18 protein-coding genes are annotated in these 20250 nt (G+C 71.0%); 11 read left to right on the top strand and 7 right to left on the bottom strand.

The genetic code is table 11. The features are described from left to right. Window positions 1–34 precede the first annotated feature (34 nt). The 3 genes from ACFFGH_RS33040 (at window position 35) to ACFFGH_RS33030 (ending at window position 3111) form a co-directional block, all read left to right on the top strand. Window positions 35–1477 (top strand): MFS transporter, encoded by a 1443-nt coding sequence (locus ACFFGH_RS33040; RefSeq protein ID WP_386676926.1) that lies wholly within the window; start codon window positions 35–37, stop codon window positions 1475–1477. An 84-nt stretch (window positions 1478–1561) separates the two neighbouring features. Next, window positions 1562–2110, top strand: a complete 549-nt coding sequence (locus tag ACFFGH_RS33035) for an acyl-CoA thioesterase (RefSeq protein WP_386676925.1) — start codon at window positions 1562–1564, stop codon at window positions 2108–2110. 23 nt (window positions 2111–2133) lie between these two features. Beyond that, window positions 2134–3111, top strand: coding sequence for an LLM class flavin-dependent oxidoreductase (locus ACFFGH_RS33030; protein WP_386676924.1), 978 nt, complete (start codon window positions 2134–2136; stop codon window positions 3109–3111). 6 nt (window positions 3112–3117) lie between these two features. On the opposite strand, the gene ACFFGH_RS33025 is transcribed toward ACFFGH_RS33030, so the two are convergent. Continuing rightward, a complete protein-coding gene (locus ACFFGH_RS33025; protein ID WP_386676922.1) occupies window positions 3118–3774 on the bottom strand; it encodes a uracil-DNA glycosylase family protein in 657 nt (218 codons plus the stop codon). Beyond that, entirely contained in the window at window positions 3771–4847 is a 1077-nt protein-coding gene (locus ACFFGH_RS33020) for an NAD(P)H-dependent flavin oxidoreductase (protein WP_386676920.1), read from the bottom strand. The genes ACFFGH_RS33025 and ACFFGH_RS33020 overlap by 4 nt, the downstream gene beginning before the upstream one ends. A gap of 179 nt (window positions 4848–5026) precedes the next feature. Between ACFFGH_RS33020 and ACFFGH_RS33015 the strand changes: the two genes are divergently transcribed. Continuing rightward, the gene (locus ACFFGH_RS33015) at window positions 5027–6184 is read left to right on the top strand and encodes an MFS transporter (RefSeq protein ID WP_386676917.1); all 1158 of its coding nucleotides are present in this window, start codon (window positions 5027–5029) and stop codon (window positions 6182–6184) included. Window positions 6185–6186: 2 nt separating this feature from the next. Here ACFFGH_RS33015 and ACFFGH_RS33010 read toward each other — a convergent pair whose 3' ends face one another. Both ACFFGH_RS33010 and ACFFGH_RS33005 read right to left on the bottom strand, forming a co-directional pair. Beyond that, window positions 6187–6639, bottom strand: coding sequence for a DUF6264 family protein (locus ACFFGH_RS33010; protein WP_386676953.1), 453 nt, complete (start codon window positions 6637–6639; stop codon window positions 6187–6189). Further along, window positions 6639–7892: an ROK family protein gene (locus ACFFGH_RS33005; protein WP_386676915.1), complete on the bottom strand. Its 1254-nt coding sequence runs from the start codon at window positions 7890–7892 to the stop codon at window positions 6639–6641. The genes ACFFGH_RS33010 and ACFFGH_RS33005 overlap by 1 nt, the downstream gene beginning before the upstream one ends. Before the next feature lie 107 nt (window positions 7893–7999). Between ACFFGH_RS33005 and ACFFGH_RS33000 the strand changes: the two genes are divergently transcribed. From ACFFGH_RS33000 to ACFFGH_RS32985, 4 genes are read left to right on the top strand one after another with little or no spacing between them, the layout of a single operon-like run. Further along, entirely contained in the window at window positions 8000–9271 is a 1272-nt protein-coding gene (locus tag ACFFGH_RS33000) for an ABC transporter substrate-binding protein (protein ID WP_386676913.1), read from the top strand. Window positions 9272–9300: 29 nt separating this feature from the next. Then, window positions 9301–10263, top strand: a complete 963-nt coding sequence (locus tag ACFFGH_RS32995; RefSeq protein ID WP_386676911.1) for a carbohydrate ABC transporter permease — start codon at window positions 9301–9303, stop codon at window positions 10261–10263. Beyond that, entirely contained in the window at window positions 10260–11171 is a 912-nt protein-coding gene (locus tag ACFFGH_RS32990; RefSeq protein WP_386676909.1) for a carbohydrate ABC transporter permease, read from the top strand. Before ACFFGH_RS32995 ends, ACFFGH_RS32990 begins: the two co-directional genes overlap by 4 nt. After that, on the top strand, window positions 11168–12838 hold the full coding sequence (locus tag ACFFGH_RS32985; RefSeq protein ID WP_386676906.1) for a glycoside hydrolase family 13 protein: 1671 nt from the start codon (window positions 11168–11170) through the stop codon (window positions 12836–12838). Before ACFFGH_RS32990 ends, ACFFGH_RS32985 begins: the two co-directional genes overlap by 4 nt. Before the next feature lie 8 nt (window positions 12839–12846). Here ACFFGH_RS32985 and ACFFGH_RS32980 read toward each other — a convergent pair whose 3' ends face one another. Beyond that, entirely contained in the window at window positions 12847–13638 is a 792-nt protein-coding gene (locus tag ACFFGH_RS32980; protein ID WP_386676904.1) for a ZIP family metal transporter, read from the bottom strand. Window positions 13639–13700: 62 nt separating this feature from the next. Then, complete coding sequence (locus ACFFGH_RS32975; protein WP_386676902.1) at window positions 13701–16553, bottom strand: FAD-binding and (Fe-S)-binding domain-containing protein; 2853 nt, start codon at window positions 16551–16553, stop codon at window positions 13701–13703. 230 nt (window positions 16554–16783) lie between these two features. Here ACFFGH_RS32975 and ACFFGH_RS32970 point away from each other — a divergent pair, with 230 nt between their 5' ends. Genes ACFFGH_RS32970 through ACFFGH_RS32960 form a run of 3 tightly spaced genes read left to right on the top strand, consistent with a single transcriptional unit; the run spans window position 16784 to window position 19186 of the window. Next, window positions 16784–17584, top strand: coding sequence for an IclR family transcriptional regulator (locus tag ACFFGH_RS32970; RefSeq protein ID WP_386676900.1), 801 nt, complete (start codon window positions 16784–16786; stop codon window positions 17582–17584). A gap of 29 nt (window positions 17585–17613) precedes the next feature. Further along, complete coding sequence (locus ACFFGH_RS32965; RefSeq protein ID WP_386676897.1) at window positions 17614–18474, top strand: fumarylacetoacetate hydrolase family protein; 861 nt, start codon at window positions 17614–17616, stop codon at window positions 18472–18474. 37 nt (window positions 18475–18511) lie between these two features. Beyond that, window positions 18512–19186: an SDR family NAD(P)-dependent oxidoreductase gene (locus tag ACFFGH_RS32960; RefSeq protein ID WP_386676895.1), complete on the top strand. Its 675-nt coding sequence runs from the start codon at window positions 18512–18514 to the stop codon at window positions 19184–19186. A 10-nt stretch (window positions 19187–19196) separates the two neighbouring features. Here ACFFGH_RS32960 and ACFFGH_RS32955 read toward each other — a convergent pair whose 3' ends face one another. Further along, complete coding sequence (locus tag ACFFGH_RS32955) at window positions 19197–20213, bottom strand: LacI family DNA-binding transcriptional regulator (protein WP_386676893.1); 1017 nt, start codon at window positions 20211–20213, stop codon at window positions 19197–19199. Window positions 20214–20250: the final 37 nt, after the last annotated feature.

The raw sequence follows: 20250 nt of genomic DNA, 5'->3' as shown, positions 1-20250 counted from the left end.
TCCTGCACCGCTCTGCCGCCGCAGCGACGGCACGATGAACTCGCCCGACACGATGCCGCGGGTTCCCGCGGGCGCCGCGCCCGGGATCTGGTCCGCCCGGCATCGGCTGACCACCCTCGGCGCGGCCGGTCTCGTCTTCGTCGGCGCGTTCGAGGCCCTCGCCGTCACCACCGTGATGCCGGTGGTGACCGCGGATCTCGGCAGCCGCTTCCTCTACGCCCTGGCGTTCGCGGCCCCGGGCGGCGCGGCGATCATCGGAATGGTGATCGGCGGCCGCGCGGCCGACCGGTTCGGGCCCGCCAAACCGCTGCTCGTCGCGATCGCGCTGTTCGGGATCGGCCTCGCGGTCGCCGGGACGGCGCCGGACATGGGAACGCTGATCGCCGGCCGCGGCCTGCAGGGGTTCGGCGGCGGCGGCATGGGGGTTGCGCTGTACGTGCTGGTCGCCCGCGCGTTCCCGGCGGCACTCCATCCCCGGGTGTTCGCCATGTACGCGGCCGCCTGGGTGCTCCCCTCCCTCGTCGGCCCGGCCCTGGCCGGAGCGGTCGCCGAGCACCTCCACTGGCGCTGGGTCTTCCTCGGCGTCCTTCTGCTCCCGCCACTCGGCCTTGCGGCGGTCTGGCCTGCCGCGCGCCGGCTCCCTTCGGCGGAGAGCGGGCGGAGCGAGGGCCGGTCCTCCCACACGGCCCTGGCGATCGCCATCGCCGGCGCGGTCTGGGCGATCGGCTCACTCCCCGCATGGTGGAGCGTTCCGTGGGGACCGGCTCTCGTGTCTGCCGCCGCAGCGCTGCTGCTGGCGCTCACCGCCTTGGCCGTCCGTCCGCTGCTGCCCACCGGGGCGCTGCGGCTGGAGCGCGGGCTGCCGAGCGCGGTGCTCGCACGCGGGCTGATCGCCGCCGCCTACTTCGGGGCAGAGGCGTACCTGCCGTTCATGCTGATCGAGGAGCACGGGCTGACTCCCGCCACCGCCGGCCTGTCGCTCACCGTCGCCGCGATCCTCTGGGCGACCGGCTCCCACCTTCAGGCCCGGCTCGACACCCGTCTCGCCCACGCCCCGGCGATCCTGATCGGCGCCGTCACGGTGCTGCTCTCGGTCGGATCCGTCTTCGCCGGTGCGGCGCTCCACTGGCCGACGGCGGCGATCATGGCGGGATGGGCGATCGGCGGAGCGGGCATGGGGTTCACCTATCCGAGGCTGACCAGCTTGACCCTCGCGCTCTCGCCCGAGACGGAGCGCGGCTTCAACTCGGCGTCCATGTCGGTGTCCGAGTCCCTCGGGCCGGGTCTTCTGCTCGGGCTGTCCGGCATCGTGTTCACGGCGCTGGCCGGTGGACCGGCGATCTTCTCGGCGGTCCTCGCACTTCCGGTCGCCATCGCCGTCGGCGGCGTCTGGGCAGCCGCCCGAGTCCGGGCCGAAGAACCCGCCCCCATCACCGAGTCGCGAGCTGCTCACGCGACTGGGCGCCGTGCCGGATGAGATGTCCGCGGGTCGGTGGACACCGCTGTAGATGCTCCACAATCGTTTCGCGTTCCGGCACATCGGGGTCCTAGGGTCCTTCCCGTGGGACCACGCCGCCTTCTCCGCCTGCTGCAGGTGTCGCTCGCCCGCGGCGAGCAGATGGACCTGCACGACGTCCTCCGGGTCCGGCGGCGGGTGTGGCCCGGAGACCTGGACGAGCTGCGCCACGTGAACAACGGCGTGTACCTGTCGATGCTCGACCTGGCGCGGTACGAGCTGCTGAAGCGGTCGGGCGTCTGGCGCCGGATGCAGCAGGCGCGGCTCTACCCGGTGGTCGCCGCCCAGACCATCGCCTACCGCAAGAGCCTCCGGCTGGGTCAGCGCTTCGGCATCGAGACCCGCGTCCTCGGCTACGACGCCCGGGCGGTGTACCTGGAGCAGCGCTTCGTGGTGCACGGTGAGATCTACGCCCGCGCGCACATCCAGGGCCGCTTCCTCCGCCGCGGCGGCGGCGTCGTCCCCATGGTGGAGGTCGGTGAGCTCGTCGGGATCGACATCCACGCGCACCCCGCCCCGGAGTGGCTGCACGAGTGGGCCCGCGCCGTCGCGCTGCCATCGACCCGGAAGCCGGCGCCCAGCGACTGGGGCTGACCTGACCCCGATAGCCTCGGAAGGTGGACACCACCAGCCCTGACGACCTTCCGCCGGATGCCCGGGTCGGGGTGCTGCTCCCCCGTGACCTGCCGGCACGCGAGGTGATCCCGTACGCCCGCCGGGCGGACGAGCTCGGCTTCAGCGAGCTCTGGACGGTCGAAGACCTCGGCTTCCGGGGCGGGATCGCCCAGGCCTCCGCCGTGCTCGCGGCGACGGCCCGCATCCGCGTCGGGATCGGCATCCTGCCGGCCGCCAGCCGCAACGTCGCATTCGCCGCAATGGAACTCGCCACCCTCGCCGAGCTGTTCCCAGGCCGCGTGGACGCCGGGGTCGGCCACGGCATGCCCGCATGGATGCGGTCCGTCGGCGCCTGGCCGGCCAGCCCGCTCGGGCTGCTCACCGAGTACGCGACGGCACTCCGGTCGCTGCTCAGAGGCGAGACGGTCACGTCGGATGGGCGATATGTGCGGCTCGACGGGGTCCGCCTCGACGCGGCTCCCGAGGTGATGCCCGGGATCCTGTTCGGGGTGCGCGCGCCGAAGTCGGTCGCGCTCTCCGGGCGGCTCGCGGACGGCACGATCCTCGCCGAGCCGGTCACGCCCGAATACACCGCCGAGGTGCTCGCGCAGATCGGCGCACCCTCGCATCGGGTGGTCGGGTACAACATCGCATCCGTCGACGTGGACGAGTCCAGGGCGCTCGAGCGGGCGCGGCCGGGACTGGAGTGGGTCGGCGACCCGGAATGGGCGCCGCACATCGCGCCGCTCCCGTTCGCCGACGCGTTCGCCGCGCTTCGGCAGGAATGCGGCTCCAGATCGGAGTTCATCCGGCGCCTCCCGGACGAGTGGGTGCGCCGGCTCGCGGTCGCGGGAACGCCGGCGAGCGCGCGGGAGCGGCTCGCAGCGCTGCATCGGAGCGGGATCACGGACAGCGTCCTGCTGCCCGTCGGGAGCGACCCGATGCGGGAGCTCGGTTCGCTCGCGGCGCTGATCCCCTGAGCCGGGTCAGCTGGGGCTGTCGATCCCGGCGTCGAGCAGCTCGCGGAGCCCCGAGGCGAACTTGACCTTGCCGCCGTGCGCCGGATGCCGCACCCGGGGCACGTCGTATCCGCTCCTGGCGAGACTGGCGGCGGCGATGTTCCCGACCGCGACGACGCGCTCGATCTCGAGCAGCTCACGCAGCGCCCGCCAGGACCACGACCATTCGGCGGCCTCACCGCCGGTCGGCGTGCGATTCGACAGGGGCACGCCCGGCCGGTGCGGATGCAACGGGAATGCGCTCCAGAGCGCCGGCAGGAAGTCGAGCTCCACGAGGGTCTGCCACATCACCGTCGCGGTCGGCTCGGGCGCGACGCCGGGCGGGACCGGCGGAAGCTCGTAGCCGGACGCCTCGCCGAAGAGCCCGAAGTGCGGGACGCCGTTGCGCAGCAGGACGGTGTTGGTGAACGGCACCCCGGTGATCCGCATTCCGCGGTATCCGGGCGCCTCGCCGACGAGCAGCACCCTCGGCCGGCGCTCGGCGAGCTGCCGCAGATACCGCGTCAGGTTCCGGCGGCGTATCGCGTTCGGCTCGCCGCTGAACTCGAACGGATTCGCGGTGTTCGGGCCGGCCGGCGTGGACGCGACGCGGTGCACGAACCCGTCGATCGGATCGCCGCTCATCCCTCGACGGTGTGGCCGGGCGATCGTCCGGGAAGCCCCGCGACGAGCTCCGAGAACACCGCCTCCGCGTCGTCGAGGCGGGCGAGGGGCGCGGCCTGACCCATCCACAGCGACAGCAGCTCCGGATCGTCCCGGCGGGCGGCTTCGGCTCGGAAGCGGGCCGTGAGCCAGTTCTGGACGGGGAACGGCGCGATCCGGCCGGTCGACTCGATGTGGCGGATCGCACGGTTCCCGGCGCCTCTCGCGAGCCGGCCGCTCAGAGCGCGGGTGAGCACGATGTCCTCCGACGCCGTTCCGGGAATCACCCGCCGGTGAGCCTCCGGGGCGGCGGATTGCCGGGTGTGCAGGAACGCCGTGCCCACCTGAACTCCGGACGCGCCGAGCGCGAACGCCGCCGCGACCCCGCGCCGGTCCCCGACGCCCCCGGCGGCGACCACCGGCACCCGGACCGCATCGACCACCTGCGGGACGAGCGCGAATGTGCCCACCAGCGACGCCTCCGGCTCCCGGAGGAACGACACCCGGTGTCCCGCGGCCTCCGCACCGGTCGCGACGACCGCGTCCACGCCACCCGCTTCCAGCGCCACCGCCTCGGCGACGGTCGTCGCAGCTCCGATCACGGCGGCCCCGATCGCGTGGAGCCGCCCGACCGTCTCCTCGGACGGGACCCCGTAGACGAAGCTCACCGCACCCGGCCGCGCAGCGATCACCGCATCGAGCTGCTCATCGAAGTCGGGAAGGAACCGCTCGGGGAGCTCTGGAGGCGCGATCCCGGCTTCGTCGTAGAGGGGAAGGAGTGCGGCGACGTACGCCTCGAACTCCTCACCTCCGATGTCGGCGGGACCCGGGGAATCCGAGGGCAGCCACAGGTTGAGGGCGAAGGGTCGGCCGGTGGCGGCGCGGACCTCCGCCACGGTGGCGGCGATGCGTTCCGGGGTGTAACCGTAGAGCCCGTAGGACCCGAGTCCGCCCCGCTCGCTGACGAGCGCGGTGAGGCTCACGGAGGAGAGCCCGCCGAAGGGACCGAGCACGATGGGCACGTCCACCCCGAGCCGGGAGCAGAGACGGTTCATCCGGCATCCAGCGGTTCCATGGCGCCTCCATTCTCCATCCCGGCGAGAGCGTAGCGGGAGGGTCTGGAACACCGCCTGGGCGCTATGGCACGCGGTCCCCGTGCAGGTGCAGCTGTCGAGAATGGGACCGTGCACCGCTCGAACCCACCTGCCTCCGCGACGCCCGCCGCGCCGATGCGGTGAGCGCAACCGGCTACCTGGCGTCGGCGACGCCGCTGCGCCTCGCCCTGAGCGGCGCCACCGTCGCGATCCCCATCCTCGCCATCGAGGAGCTCGCCGACGTGGCGCTCGGCGGCATCCTGGTGGCCGCGTCACTCGGACCGGCGGTGATCGCCGCGCCGGTCGTCGGTGCCATGCTCGACCGCACCCGGCGCCCGCGCGCGCTCATCGCCGGCGCCGGTGCCATCGCCGCCGTTGGGCTGGGCATCGGAGCGCTGCTCGGCATCCTGCCGACGCCGCTGGTCGCGCTGGGACTGATCGCGGCGGGCGCGGCCGGGCCCTTCTTCATGGGCGGGCTGTCGAGCTTCGTGACCGACGAGATCCCGAATGAGCGGCGGGCGTACGCCCTCGACGCCCTCTCCTACAACCTCGGCGCGGTGGCGGGACCGGCGATCGTCGCGACGGCGGTGGCGCTCGGCTCGGCACGGCAGGCGATGGCGGCCATGGCCGTGACAGCCCTGGTCGGGGTGATCGCGACATTCGCCACCCGGCTCCGGCCCCGTCCGGTGCCGACCGGCTCGATGTGGCGGACGATGGGCGACGGGCTCCGCCACATCGCGCTGCACCGCCCGCTGATGATCGTCACCGGCTCGGGAACCCTCAGCCAGTTCGGCGGCGGCGCGCTGTCGATCGCCGCCGTGCTCCTGTCGCTCGAGCGGGCCGGGGGTCCGGGCGGCGGCGCACTGATCGTCTCCGCCTTCGCGATCGGCGGGCTCATCGGGGCGCTGGCCACGGCGGCGCGACCGGGACGGCTGCGTCCGGAGCTGTCGATGGGCGTCGGCTTCGCGGTGATCGGGCTGCTCACCGTGGTGGCAGCGATCGACTGGGGTCTGGTCTGGACGGTCCTGGTGATCGGCGCGGCCGGCCTCTTCACCGCCTCCAGCTCCGCCGCGATGCTGCTGCTCCGCAAGCAGCAGAGTCCGCCGCGGCTGCGGGGCCAGGTCTTCACGGTCGGAGCGGGGCTGCGTGCGACGGCGGCCGCAGCCGGCGCAGCCGTGGCGGGCATCGCGGCCGGCCTCGGCGGGACTGCACTCGTCGTCGCGATCGGGCTGACCTGGATCGTGTCGGGCCTGCTGCTGGCCTGGTACCCGCGGAACGCCGAGAGCTTCGACGCCTGAGCTCAGAACGTGGCGCCCTCAACCCCGCCGATCACGATGGCGGCTCCGACGACGAAGACCCCGATGCCGGCGAGCGCCGCGGCCAGGGGCACCCAGAAGGCGAGCCTCCGGAGCACCAGGAGGACGATGGTCGCGACGATGCCGAGCAGGATCACGACCGGCGGGCCGACCCACGCCACCAGGAAGCCGGAGCCGATCTGACCGCTGTCGCACACCGTCGACGCGCCGCAGGAATCGCTCGCCATCACGAGAAACGGCGCCAAGGCGAAGAGCAGCAGCCCGAGGGCCGCGACGAGCACCAGCAGGACGATCGACAGCACGAGGTCCCAGGTCCGGCGCGGGCGGAGCGGAGCGGCCGTCGCCGCGGCCGAGGGTGCGGTCGTCATGGACAGAGGGTAGCTGTGGCGGGCGGCATCCGCCGTCCGGCTCGCGCCGCCGGTTGACGCTCTCGCGATCAGGCGACGTCGCGCACGCCGGGCAATGTCAGCTCGAGCGCCCGGCGCCGCACCAGCGAGAGTGCATGCTCGACGGCCCCGGTCGACACCGCCTCCGCGCCGAGTGCGGACGGAAGGAGCCGCGGCGCGGTGGGATCATCGCTGCGTCTCAGGATGTCCGCCGCCTCCTCGATCACGGCCGGGAGGGATCTTGCCGCCTCGCCGCCCACGACCACGAGATCGACGTCGAGCACGTCCCCGAGGACCAGGCAGATCCGGGCCAGCCGGGTGGCGAGCCGCTCGACGATGCGCACCGCCGCCGGGTCGCCGGCGGTCGCCGCGTCGGCGACATCGCGCTGCCGCAGCGAGTCTGGATCAAGCCGGGCCAGCAGACTGTCCGGGGGAAGCGCACCGGACGTGATCGCCTCGGTCGCCCATAGTCGCGCCAGCAGGGCGAGGCCCTCGGACGACCCGACGCCCTTGACCCGGTCGAGGAACCGCATCTCGCCGGCCCCTCCCCGGCGTCCGCGCACCAGGCGGCCATCGATCATCAGGCCGGCGCCGATGCCCTCCCCGACCAGCATCGCGATGTACGAGTCCACGTCCCGGCCGGCGCCGTCCGGCCGGCATCCCTCGGCGATGGCGGCGAGATTCGCGTCGTTCTCCACGGTCACGATCGGTGCTCGGTCGCCGAAGACGGCTCCGATGCCCGGGTTCACGAGGCGCCAGAACCCGACGCCGTCGTCGGGTGACACGCCGAGCGCATCGACCGGAGCAGGCACGCCGACGGTGACCGCCAGGACGTCCGTCGCGGCGAGCCCATATGACGCGAGCGCGTCGTCGTAGAGCCGCCGAGCGAGCCGACGTCGTTCGCCCGCGTCCGCCAGCCGTTCCACGCTCTGCGGTGTCGGGGCAGGGATCTCGGCGCTGGTCCTGGCGAGCGACCGGCCCCGCAGGTCGGCGACCTCGACCGACATCCGCTCGTACCCGGCATCGACGCCGACGACGACGCCTGCCTCCGCTCGCAGCTCATAGCGGCGAGCAGGTCGTCCCTTGCGATACTCGCCGACCGACCGGGCGTTCCTGAGCTCCCGGAGCCAGCCCTTCCTGACGAGTTCATCGCACACGTCGATCACGGTGGTGCGGGTGAGCCCGGTCGTCTCCATCGCTTCTGATGCGGTGAAGCCGTCGCCCCGCCACGCATGAGCCAGCACCCGCCCCATGTTGATGCTGCGCATCAGTTGCGGCGATGTCGCCGCCGCATTTGTGCTCATCGCCCTTGACCTTCTCTCCGCTCCGTCGCATCATAAGATCACCGACTAAATCTACAGTCCAGATATATACCTGGGCTGGCGAGAAGTCCATGCAGGGAGACAACGTCGTGCCCCAGAAAACAGCTTTCCGCGCGGGACCGGGCGGAGCGTTCGCGCTCGGAGTGATCGGCGCGACCCTCGCACTCGGCGGGTGCGCGGGCCCCGGCAGCGGACCCGCCGAGATCACCTTCCACATGAGCAAGCCCGAGGCCGTGCCGTACTTCCGGGAGCTCGTGCAGCAGTTCAACGCCGAGCAGGACGAGGTGCAGGTGACGATGGACATCGCCTCGAACCTGTCCGCCGGATTCCTCCGGGGCAACCCGCCGGATGTCGGCCTGCTCAACTACAACATGGAGATGGCGAGGTTCATGGAGCGCGGGGCGCTCTCCGACCTCGGTGATCTGCCGGCGGCCGACCGGATCCGGCCGGACGTTCAGGAGCTGGTGAACCAGTACGCCACCTACCCGGGGCGGACCAGCGTGCTCCCCTACTCCGTCGCGGCGGCATCCGTCATCTACAACGTGGAGATGTTCGAGGAGCACGACCTGGAGGTGCCGGAGACCTGGGACGAGCTCATCGAGGTCTGCGAAACCCTGCAGGAGGCGGGCATCACGCCCTTCTACAGCACCTTCCGCGATCCATGGACCATCGCTCAGGGCCCGTTCGACTACACCGTCGGCGGCATGATCGACGTCGCGGAGTTCTATGAGGAGATGAACGAGCTCGGCACCGAGGTGGGGCCCGAATCACCCGTGTCGTTCCAGGAGACGCTGGATGAGCCCGTGGACCGCATGATGGAGCTCCTGTCCCAGTACACCAACGACGACGCGGAGAGCCGCGGATACGGTGACGGCAACGTCGCATTCGCGAACGGCGAAGCCGCCATGTACATGCAGGGACCGTGGGCACTCGGCGAGATCGCGAAGACGGCGCCGGACCTCGAGCTCGGCACGTTCCCGCTACCGGTCACCGACGATCCGGACGACCTCAGAGTGCGCGTGAACCTGGACCTCGCTCTGTGGATCCCTGAGGTCGGCACCGACCAGGAGGCTGCCCGCAAGTTCGTCTCGTTCCTCATGCAGCCGGAGATCATGGACGCATACAACGCGGAGTTCCTCGGCTTCGGCACCACCACCGACGCCGCTCCGGTGACCGACGAGCGCATTCTCGGGATGCAGGAGTACTACGACGCGTCCAAGTTCTACCAGGGCGCGTCACAGGGCGTGCCGCTCACCATCCCCGCCGCCAACTACGTCCAGGCGATCGCGACGGGAGCCGACCCTGAGTCGACGCTCGCGCGGCTCGACGCCGACTGGGCGCGACTCGCCCTGCGCGGCTGATCCGCGTCCGATCCGATCCAAGGAGAGACATGTCGACCCCCATCGCCCCCGCCGCCGCATCCGCGGGCGCCCTCGTCGATACGGCGGAGCACGGCCACACAGACCACCTGGCGGGATCGCGGAGGAAGGGCAGGAACCGCACGGATCCGGTGTATTACGCGTTCCTGCTGCCGACGCTGCTCCTGTTCACGCTGGCGATCACGGTGCCTGCGATCCTCGGCATCTTCTACAGCTTCACCGACTTCATCGGCTTCGGAGAGTGGCAGTTCACGGGCTTCACGAACTACATCGCCGTCTTCCAGGACCCGGCGGTGCTGGCCGGCTACATCTTCACCTTCGGCTTCGCGATCACGACCGTTCTCCTGGTCAACGTGATCGCATTCCTGCTCGCCCTGGGCCTCACCTCGAGGATCAAGTTCAAGACCGGCATGCGCGCCATCTTCGTCATCCCGATGGTGATCTCCGGGATCGTGATCGCCTACGTGTTCCAGTTCCTGTTCTCCAACTCGCTGCCCCGGTTCGGGTCGACGACCGGGATCGGCTGGCTGTCGGAGTCGATCCTCGCGAACCCCAATCTCGCCTGGCTCGGCATCGTGATCGTCGCCGCCTGGCAGTCGATCCCCGGGGCGCTCCTCATCTACATCGCCGGCCTGCTCTCCATTCCGGGCGAGGTCTACGAGGCCGCGGACATCGACGGCGCGACCGCCTGGAACCGGCTGATCTCCGTCACGCTCCCCCTCGTGGCCGGGTATGTCGTGATCAACGTGATCCTCGGGTTCAAGAACTTCCTGAACGTGTACGACATCATCGTCGGCCTCACCAACGGGGGTCCGGGGACATCGACGCGCAGCATCGCGATGGTGATCTTCAGCGGCTTCACCGGCGGCGACTACGCCTACCAGATGGCGAACGCGACCATCTTCTTCATCATCGCCGTGGTCATCTCGGTGGTGCAGCTCCGACTCACCCGCGGAAGGACGGCGACTTCATGACGCAGACGGCAGTATCCCGGCCCCCAGCGGCACAGATGACGGATGGGGTGCAGACGAAGACCCGACGCCGTCGGGGACGCGTGGGGCAGGAGACCACGAACTGGACCACCATGGTGATCCTGATCCTCTGCGCCCTCACCGTGCTCGTGCCGCTGTACGTCACGATCTCGATGTCGCTGAAGACGACGGCGCAGGCGGTGGACGGCAACGCGTTCAGCCTCCCGGCTCCGATCGACTTCTCCGGTTTCGCGCAGGCGTGGCAGCTGACGAACTTCCCGAGGGCATTCACGATCTCGGTGCTCGTCACGGCCTTCACCGTGATCGGCACGGTGCTCCTCGCATCGCTCGCCTCCTACGCCATCGTGCGCAACTGGGAGAAGCGGTTCTTCCGGTACTCGTTCTTCTACCTGCTGGCGGCGATGTTCCTGCCGTTCCCGGTGGTCGCCCTCCCCCAGATCCAGCTGACCGGCCTGCTCGGCCTCGCGAACCCCGTGGGTGTGACGATCCTGCACATCATGTTCCAGCTGTCGTTCAGCATCCTGCTGTTCACCGCGTTCCTGCGCTCGATCCCCCTGGAGCTCGAGGAGAGTGCGCGAATGGACGGCGCGACGACGTGGGTCACGTTCCGGCGGCTGATCTTCCCGCTGCTCGCCCCGATGAGCGCGACGGTCGCGATCTTCGCGTTCCTGGCCTCCTGGAACGACTTCATGATGCCGTCGCTGATCATCGCCGACGCGAGCCAGCAGACCATCCCGGTCGTGCAGAGCATCTTCCAGACGCAGTTCAGCAACAACTACAACGTGTCGTTCGCCTCGTATCTCATGGCGATGGCGCCGGCCATCATCGTCTACCTGTTCACCCAGCGCTGGGTCATGGAGGGCGTCACGCAAGGCGCCGTCAAGGGGTGAGCGGCGAGGCTCCCGGCGTCCGTCCGCCCGGCGGACTGCCCGACGACGCCGACTGGTGGCGGCACGCCGTCGTCTACCAGGTCTACCCGCGCAGCTTCGCCGACGGCGACGGCGACGGGGTCGGCGACCTCCCTGGCATCCTCTCCCGGGTGGACTATCTGCGGAGCCTGCGGGTGGACGCGGTGTGGCTGAGCCCCTTCTATCCGTCCGCGCTCGCGGACGGCGGGTACGACGTCGACGACTACCGGAACGTGGATCCCCGCTTGGGCACGCTGGACGACTTCGACGCGCTCGTCGCGGCCCTCCACGCCGCCGGCATGCGGGTGATCGTCGACATCGTGCCGAACCACACCTCGAACAAGCACGAGTGGTTCCGCGAGGCGATCGCCGCCCCGAAGGGGTCCCCCGCCCGGAACCGGTACATCTTCCGCGACGGCGTCGGCCCGGGCGGCACCGAGCCCCCCGCGGACTGGACGAGCGCGTTCGGCGGTCCGGCTTGGGAGCCGGTCGGCGATGGGCAGTGGTACCTGCACTATTTCGCCACCGAGCAGCCGGACCTCAACTGGGACAACCGCGAGGTGCGCGACGACTTCCTGACGACGCTGCGCTTCTGGTCCGACCGCGGTGTCGACGGGTTCCGCATCGACGTCGCACACGGGCTGGCCAAGCACCTCGGCGAGGAGCTCCCCGACCAGGCGACGTTGGACGAGCTGCCTCGCGGAGGCGGCCATCCGCTCTGGGACCGCGATGAGGTGCACGATATCTACGCCGAGTGGCGGGCGGTCTTCAACAGCTACTCCCCGCCGCGGACCGCGGTGGCGGAGGCCTGGGTCGAGCCGGCGCGACGCCCCCGATACGCGAGCCCGGAGGGCCTCGGGCAGGCATTCAACTTCGACCTGCTCGAGGCCGACTTCGACGCGGGCGCCTTCCGGCGGATCGTGGACGACAACCTGGACCTGGCCGCCCAATCCGGCTCGTCGAGCACCTGGGTGCTGTCCAACCACGACGTCGTGCGGCACGCCACGCGCTACGGCCTGCGCCCGCCGGACGACGCGTCGGAGAAGCGCGGCAGCGCCTGGCTGCTGGCCGGCGGCCCGGAACGCGACCTCGACCGCGCCGGAGGCCTCCGGCGAGCGCTCGCCGCGACGCTGTTCCTGCTCGGCCTGCCCGGCTCCGCCTATCTGTATCAGGGCGAGGAGCTCGGGCTGCACGAGGTCGCCGACATCCCACCCGACCGGCGGCAGGACCCGGCGTACTTCCGGAACCCCGGCGTCGACGTCGGCCGTGACGGCTGCCGGGTGCCGCTCCCCTGGACGCCCGAGCGCCCCTCGTTCGGCTTCGGCAGCGGGGATGCGCATCTGCCCCAGCCGGACTGGTTCGCCGGCCTTGCCGCGGCCGTCCAGGACCGGGACCCGGCGTCCACGCTGTCGCTCTACCGGAAAGCACTGCGCCTGCGGCATGAGCTGCTGGGCGGGGAAGCGCTGGAGTGGGCGCCGTCGGACTTCCCCCTCGTGCACTTCCGGCGGCCGGGCGGATGGGACGTCGTGACGAACTTCGGCCCAGAACCGTTGCCGCTTCCGACCGGCCAGGTTCTGCTCGCCAGCGCACCGGTCGAGGGCGACCGGCTGCCGGGCGAGACCACGGTGTGGCTGCGCTCAGCCGGGTGAGGCCGGGCTCACGCCAGCGACAGCACGAACGACAGCACGAACCCGGCCGCGGTGCTCATGGCCACCGCGGGACCCCCGTGCTCGTAGGCCTCCGGCATGAGCGTGTCGGCGAGCGATGCGATCACCGCCCCGGCCGCGAAGGCGAGTGGGAGCGAGATCGTCGCCGGGTCGGTGTTCGCCAGCGGTCCGGCGCCGATCAGCACGGCGATCACGAGCAGCACGGCACAGGCGGTCCAGAGTGCCAACACGCTGAGGGTCGATCTGCCGGAGCTCCGCATCGACGCCGCACCCACCAGCGACTCGGGCAGGTTCGAGACGAAGATCGCGGCGAGCAGCGCCAGCCCGCCGGTTCCCTCGCCGAGCGAGACACCGAGCGCGACGTTCTCGGGCACTCCATCGAGTGTCACCGCTGCGAGCAGCGCCAGTCCCGCTGCCCCGCGGGTGGACGCCTTCGTCGGCGCCTCATCCGACGCGGCGGCGTCGGTGTCGAGCTTCGCGCTGCCCTCCACCTCGTCCGCCGGCTTCGAGCGACCGCCCGGCTGGGCCGCGCGGTCGAGGAGCGCACTCAGCACGGTGAATACCAGGGCGCCGACGAACAGGCCGATCGCCGCGTTCCAGATGCCGCCGCGCTCGTATGCGTCTTCGAACAGCTCGAACGCCAGCGCGGTGATCAGGGCGCCAGCCGCAAAGGACAGCAGAATCGCGAGGACGCGCTTCGGCAGTTCGAACCGCACACCGACGAATGCGCCGATCACCAGCGCGCTGGAAGCGATCACCCCGAAGAGCAGCGTCTGTGCCACACGCTCAGTATGGGCGCGGAGTTCCCGCCGCTGGAAGTCCCGTCGACTCGGCGTCGGGAAGTTCAGAGCGTCGCAGGGTGTGACCGGCGCGGTGTCGCCGTCGCCTCGTCGAGCACCTGAAGGACGTGCCGGTACGGCTCCCCGGTCGCCCGCGTCATGCCGAGCTCGCACGTCCGGTTCAGCGACGCGTGCATCGCAGCATCGGCTGACCGCACTTCCGCCGCCTCCCGCGCGGTGGCTGACGCGGTGAGCTCCGGATGCAGCATGCCCCGGTCGCCGGCGAACGCGCAGCATCCCCAGTCGTCCGGCACGTGCACCTCGTCTGCGGCGGCGCCCGCCACGCGAAGCAGCGCTGGGTTGATCCCCATCCGGGTCGAGGAACAGGTCGGATGGACGGTGAGCGAGCCGACCCTTCGTCCCGCCGGAAGCCTCCCGAGCACGATCTCATCGACGAACTCGACCGCGTCGACGACGCGGATGGAGAGCTCGTCCGCCGCCTCGAGCAGAACGTGCAGCCCCTCCGTGCAGGAGGACGCATCGCAGACCACGGGCAGCTCGCCGCCGCGGGTGGCGGTTCGAAGGGAGTCGCGGACGCGGCGCTTCATCTCGTCGTAGCCGTCGGTGAGGCCCTTCGACTTCCAGGGGGTGCCGCAGCAGAGCGACGGGATGTCAGCGGGGGTCGCGAGCCGCACACCGGCACGTTCGCAGAGCCGCTGGAAGGACTCGCCGACGCCCTCCCACCCCTCGGGCCCGAACATGGTGGTCGTGCAGCTGGAGAACCAGACGGCGTCGGCGTCGGGGTTCTGCAGCACCTTCCGGCGCCGCCCGCCGGCGGGCAGCTCCGCCGAGTATTGCGGCACCGTGTCGTGTCCGAGCACCGCGCGTCCGACCGTGGTGGCCGCGCCGGGGAGCGCGGGCGGCACGATCTTCGCCACGGACAGCGCGAGGCCGCCGACGCGGCTGGTGGCGTCCCAGTGCTTCGCCACCGCCTTCCAGCCCGCCTGCTCGATGGAGTTCACGTTCCCGGCGCGCAGGCGGCGCACCAGGTCGCCGGTGTTGATGAGCACGGGGCACGCGGTCTGGCACATGCCGTCCACGGCGCAGGTGTCGACCGCGTCGTATTCGTACTCCCTCTCAAGGGTGCGCAGCAGCACGGTGTCGCCGGCCTGCTTCGCCCGTTCCATCTCGCGGCGCAGCACGATCCGCTCGCGCGGCGTGGTGGTGAGGTCCTTGCTGGGGCACACGGGCTCGCAGTAGCCGCACTCCACGCAGCGGTCCACCTCGACCTCGACGGTCGGGGTGGTCTTCAGGTCCCGGATGTGCGCGTCGGGATCGTCATTGAGGAGCACCCCGGGATTGAGCAGGCCGTCCGGGTCGACCAGCGCCTTCAGCTCCCGCATCACGTCGTACAGCTCGTCGCCGAACTGGCGGCGCACGAACGGCGCCATGATCCGTCCGGTGCCGTGCTCGGCCTTCAGCGTGCCGCCCTGCGACAGCACCAGCGCGACCATGTCCTCGGTGAACGCCTCGTACCGGGTGAGCAGCTCCGGCTCGTCGAAGCGCTCGTTGATCAGGAAATGGATGTTGCCGTCCTTGGCGTGCCCGAAGATGACGCTGCCTTCATACCCGTGCACGTCGAACAGCCGGGTCAGCTCCACGCAGGTGTCGTACAGCCGCTCCACCGGCACCGCGATGTCCTCGAGCAGAGCGGTGGTGCCGGACGGCCGGCTTCCGGCGACGGCGGTGAAGAGCCCCTTGCGGATGTGCCACAGCTGCGCCCGCGCCGTGGGATCCGTGCTCAGCACGCCGGGTGCCGCGAGCGGCAGCGGGCCGAGCACCTCCGGCGACTGCGCGATCCGCAGCGCCAGCGCGTCGGCAGAGTCCTCCTGGTACTCGACGAGGAGCGCGGCGTGCTCGTCGACGTGCAGGTCCCGCAGCTCCGCCGTCGCCTCCGGATCCTGCTGCGCCACCCGGAGACTGGTCGCGTCGAGCAGCTCGATGGTGGCGAACCCGGCGGCGACGAGCGCCGGCAGCGAGCTGGTCGCGCCGGCGAGGTCGGAGAAGATCAGCAGCCCGGTGGCTGCGAAGGGCTTCACCGGCACGGTGCGGAATGTCGCCTCCGCGACGAATGCGAGGGTGCCCTCGCTGCCGATGACCAGGTGCTCCAACAGGTCGACGGGCCGGGTGTGGTCGAGGAACGAGTTGAGTCCGTAGCCCATCGTGTTCTTGATCGAGTAGAGCCGGCGGATCGTGGCGACGGACTCCGGGTTCCCGCGCACCCGGTCGCGCAGCAGCTCCAGCCCCGCGTACAGCGCGGGCTCCGTGGCACGGAGGCGCTCGTCGGCGTCCTCGGCGCCGGTGTCGAGGATGGTGCCGCTCGGCAGCACCAGCACCGCGGATTCGAGGGTGCGGTAGGTGTTCGCCTCGATGCCGCACGCCATGCCGCTGGAGTTGTTGGCGACGACGCCGCCGATGGTGCAGGCGATCTCGCTCGCCGGATCGGGTCCGAGCTTGTGCTTGTGCCGGACGAGCCGTGTGTTGACGGCACGGACGGTCGCACCCGGACCGGTGCGGACGAGCGCCCCGCCGTCGAGCACCTCGATGTGCCGGAAGCCTCGACGCGTGTCGACCAGCACACCTGCTGTGCCGGCCTGACCGCTGAGGCTGGTGCCGCCGGAGCGGAAGGTCACGGGAACCCCGTGCCGCCTGCTGGCGGCGAGCACCGCCGCGACCTCGCCCGCATCGGATGGAGCGACGACGGCCTGCGGGGTGAGCAGGTAGTGGGATGCGTCGTGTGCGGACGAGAGCCGGTCGGTGGCCCGGGTCGCGACGAGCGCGCAGGCGCCCTCGAGGGCGGCAATGAGCTCTGGCGGAACGGCCGGCAGGGTCGTCGTCCCGGCGGTCGCGCGCGTCATGCGTTCTGTTCGCTTCGCCGACGCCGGCCGCCACAGTCGGTCTTCTGGCACATCGCAGCTGTCCTCACCATCGATGACGTGTCCTCGGCCGACCAGCGGCCGCACTTGAAACGTTACAACATCCCGCCCCGAATCCTTGCGGCGTACGACCATCGTTTACCGCTCTGCGGAACTGCGATCGAACAGTTGAAACGTGGGTAGCATATGCCCTCGAGAGGAGCGACACGCTCATGCCCCAACCGAAGCTCGCGCCGGTCAGCGAGGACGGCGAGAAGCTGGTCGGCGCCGACCGGGTGCTCGGCGTGCTCGTGGAGCTGGCCGGTCATCCCGCCGGGGCCACCCTCGACGAGCTCGCGCGCCGGGTGGGCAGCCCGAAAGCCACCGTGCACCGCGCGCTCGGGGCGCTCCGCAGGGCGGGCCTCGCCGGCAGCGATGCGCGCGGGCATTACATCCTGGGCGACGAGTTCCTCCGGCTCGCATTCGCCCACCACGAGGCCCGTCCGGAGCATGTCCGGGTGCAGCCCCTGCTCCAGCGACTCGCGGAGCGGTTCGGCGAGACGGCGCACTACGCCGTGCTCGACGGTCGCTCCGTCGTCTATCGGGCGAAGGTCGATCCCGCCGTCGGGGCGGTCCGCCTCACCTCGACCGTCGGCGGACGGAACCCCGCACACAGCACCGCCGTCGGCAAGGTGCTGCTCGCGTACCGGCTCACCACCCGGGCCGACGTCGAGGATTGGGCGGGACCAGAGCCGCTCGAGCGGCGGACCGCACACACCGCCACGACCGCGCGGCAGCTCTTCGAGCAGTTGAGCGAGACACGCGCGCGCGGCTACGGGGTGGACGACCAGGAGAACGAGGAAGGAATCAACTGCCTGGCCATCCCCCTGTTCCTCACCTCCGCGCACCAGCCGTCCGGCGCAGTGAGCGTCAGCGCTCTCGCCTACCGGACCCCGCTCTCTGCCCTCACTGATGCCGTCGACGAGGTTCGGCGGATCCTCGCTGAGACGACCGGCCACGTGCAGACCGCCTGAGTTCACCCCTGACAAGTAAGGACCACACCATGCGACTCCTCCGCATCGGCGCAGCCGGCGCCGAGAAGCCCGCCGCACTCGTCGGCGACGGCAGCTGCATCGACCTGTCCGACGTCGTCGACGACTTCGACGAGGCGTTCTTCGGCAGCGGTGGGCTGGAGCGGATCCGGCCCATCGTCGCCGAGCGGATCGAGCGCGGGTCGACCCAAGTGCTCGATGGCACCCGCATCGGCGCCCCGATCGCGCGGCCGCACCAGATCCTCTGCATCGGTCTCAACTACCGCGACCACGCAGCGGAGACCGGACAGGCGGTTCCGGAGGAGCCGATCCTCTTCACCAAGTCCCCCAACACGCTGATCGGTCCGTACGACGACGTGCGGATCCCGCGCGGGTCGACGAAGCCCGACTGGGAGGTCGAGCTCGGCATCGTGATCGGCAGGCGCACCAGCTATCTGGACTCCGTCGGAGAGGCGCGCGACGCGATCGCCGGATTCGTGGTTGTCAACGATGTCAGCGAGCGCGCGTTCCAGATCGAGCGCGGCGGGCAGTGGTCCAAGGGCAAGTCCGCGGAGACCTTCAACCCCGCGGGCCCGTGGCTGGTCACGCCCGACGAGGTCGCCGACGTGCTGGCGCTCGACATGTGGCTGGACGTGAACGGCGTCCGCCGCCAGACCGGCAGCACCTCGACGATGGTCTTCGACCCGTACTTTCTCGTCCATTACCTGAGCCAGTTCCTCGTGCTCGAGCCGGGTGACCTCATCAACACGGGCACGCCCCCGGGCGTCGGCATGGGCTTCACGCCGCCGATCTGGCTGCAGCCCGGCGACGTCATGGAGCTCGGGATCGAGGGACTCGGCCGGCAGCGGCAGAACGTGATCGGCCCTCGATGAGGTCGCCCGGGACCGCCAGCAGCGAAGGAGCAGCGTCATGAGAAGCGCAGTCGTCACCGGTGGTGCGAGCGGGCTCGGCGCCGCGGCCGCACGGAAGCTCCGCGACGATGGTGTGCAGGTGGTGACACTGGACATCGCCGGCGATGCCGACGTGCACGTCGATGTGACCGACGACGCGGCGCTCGCGTCGGCGGCGGCGGAGATCGGCCCGGTCGACATCCTCATCAACTCCGCCGGAGTCGTCGGCCCGAACATGCCGCTCCTCGAGACCACCGCCGACGACTGGCGGCGCGTGCTCGAGGTCAACGTGCTCGGCGTCGTCGCCACGATGCGGGTCTTCGTGCCCGGCATGGTGGAGCGCGGCTGGGGCAGGATCGTCAACTTCGCCAGCATGGCCGGCAAGGACGGCAACCCCAACCTCTCCGCCTATTCCGCGTCCAAGGCCGCCGTGATCGCGCTCACCAAGTCGGCCGGCAAGGAGCTCGCGACGACCGGTGTGCTGGTGAACGCCATCGCACCGGCCGTGATCGCGACGCCGATGAACGAATCGACCGCACCGGAGGTGCTCGCGCACATCACGAGCCTCATCCCGATGAAGCGGGTCGGTCAGCCGGAGGAAGTGGCGGAGCTGGTGGCGTGGCTGGCCTCCGAGAAGGTGAGCTTCTCCACCGGCGCGGTCTACGACATCAGCGGCGGTCGCGCGACGTACTAGGAGCTCCCGGTCAGGCGCTCTCGCGCACGACGAGCTCGGTGGGCAGCGTCATGGTGTCCCGGGGCATGCCCTCGAGAACGTCGAGCAGCATCGCCACCATCTCCCGGCTGATCCGGTCCCACGGCTGCCGCATGGTGGTCAGCGGCGGCTCGTGCCTCCCGGCGAGTCCCGAGTCGTCGAAGCCGGCGACCGCCACGTCCTCTGGCACGCGCAGGCCCGCCTTGCGGAGAGCGGTGATGGCGCCGACGGCCATCCGGTCGTTCGCCGCGAACACCGCGTCGATGTCGCGCGTGCGCTCCAGCAGACGGGTCATCGCGGCGACCCCGGAGTCCATGCTGTAGTCGCCCTCCTCGACCAGCTCGGGCACGAAGTCCGCCCCGAGCTCGTCCCGGAACCCCTCGAGCCGGTACCGCCCGCCGGGTGTGTCGCGGGGGCCCGCGATCATCGCGATCCGGCGTGCGCCGCGATCGCGCAGGTGACGGGCCATGATGCGCGCAGAGCCGGATTCGTCCACCGACACCGCCGGAACGTCCGCCCGGTGGCCGAGCGGAACGCCACAGCACACGGTGGGGACGCCGGCCCGCAGCAGCGAGTCCAGCAGCGGATCCGACTCGTGCGACGAGATCAGCATGACGCCGTCGACGTGCCCGGCCTCGACGAAGTGCTCGACGTTCTCCCGCTCGGCCGCGGTGCCCGCGACGAGCAGCACCAGGGTCATGTTCCGCTGCGCGAGCGCCTCCGCGGCGCCCCGCAGCAGCAGCGAGAAGGTCGGATCCTCGAACAGCAGGTGGTGCGGCTCGGTCAGCAGGAACGCGAGCGAGTTCGCCCGTCCGGTCGCGAGGCTCCGCGCCGCGTGGTTGGCGGTGTAGCCGGTCACGCGGATGGCCTCCTCCACCGCCACTCGCGCCTCCGGCGACACCCAGTGCCCCCCGTTGATGACGCGGGACACCGTGCCGCGCGAGACGCCGGCCACCGTCGCGACATCGCGGATGGTTGGCTTTCGCCGAAGCGTCGTTGGGTCCTGCACGACCGGAACTCTACCCCGGAACCCACCCCTGGGACCG

The organism is Lysobacter korlensis, assembly GCF_042434515.1.
This window is presented reverse-complemented; position numbering and strand designations above follow the sequence as displayed.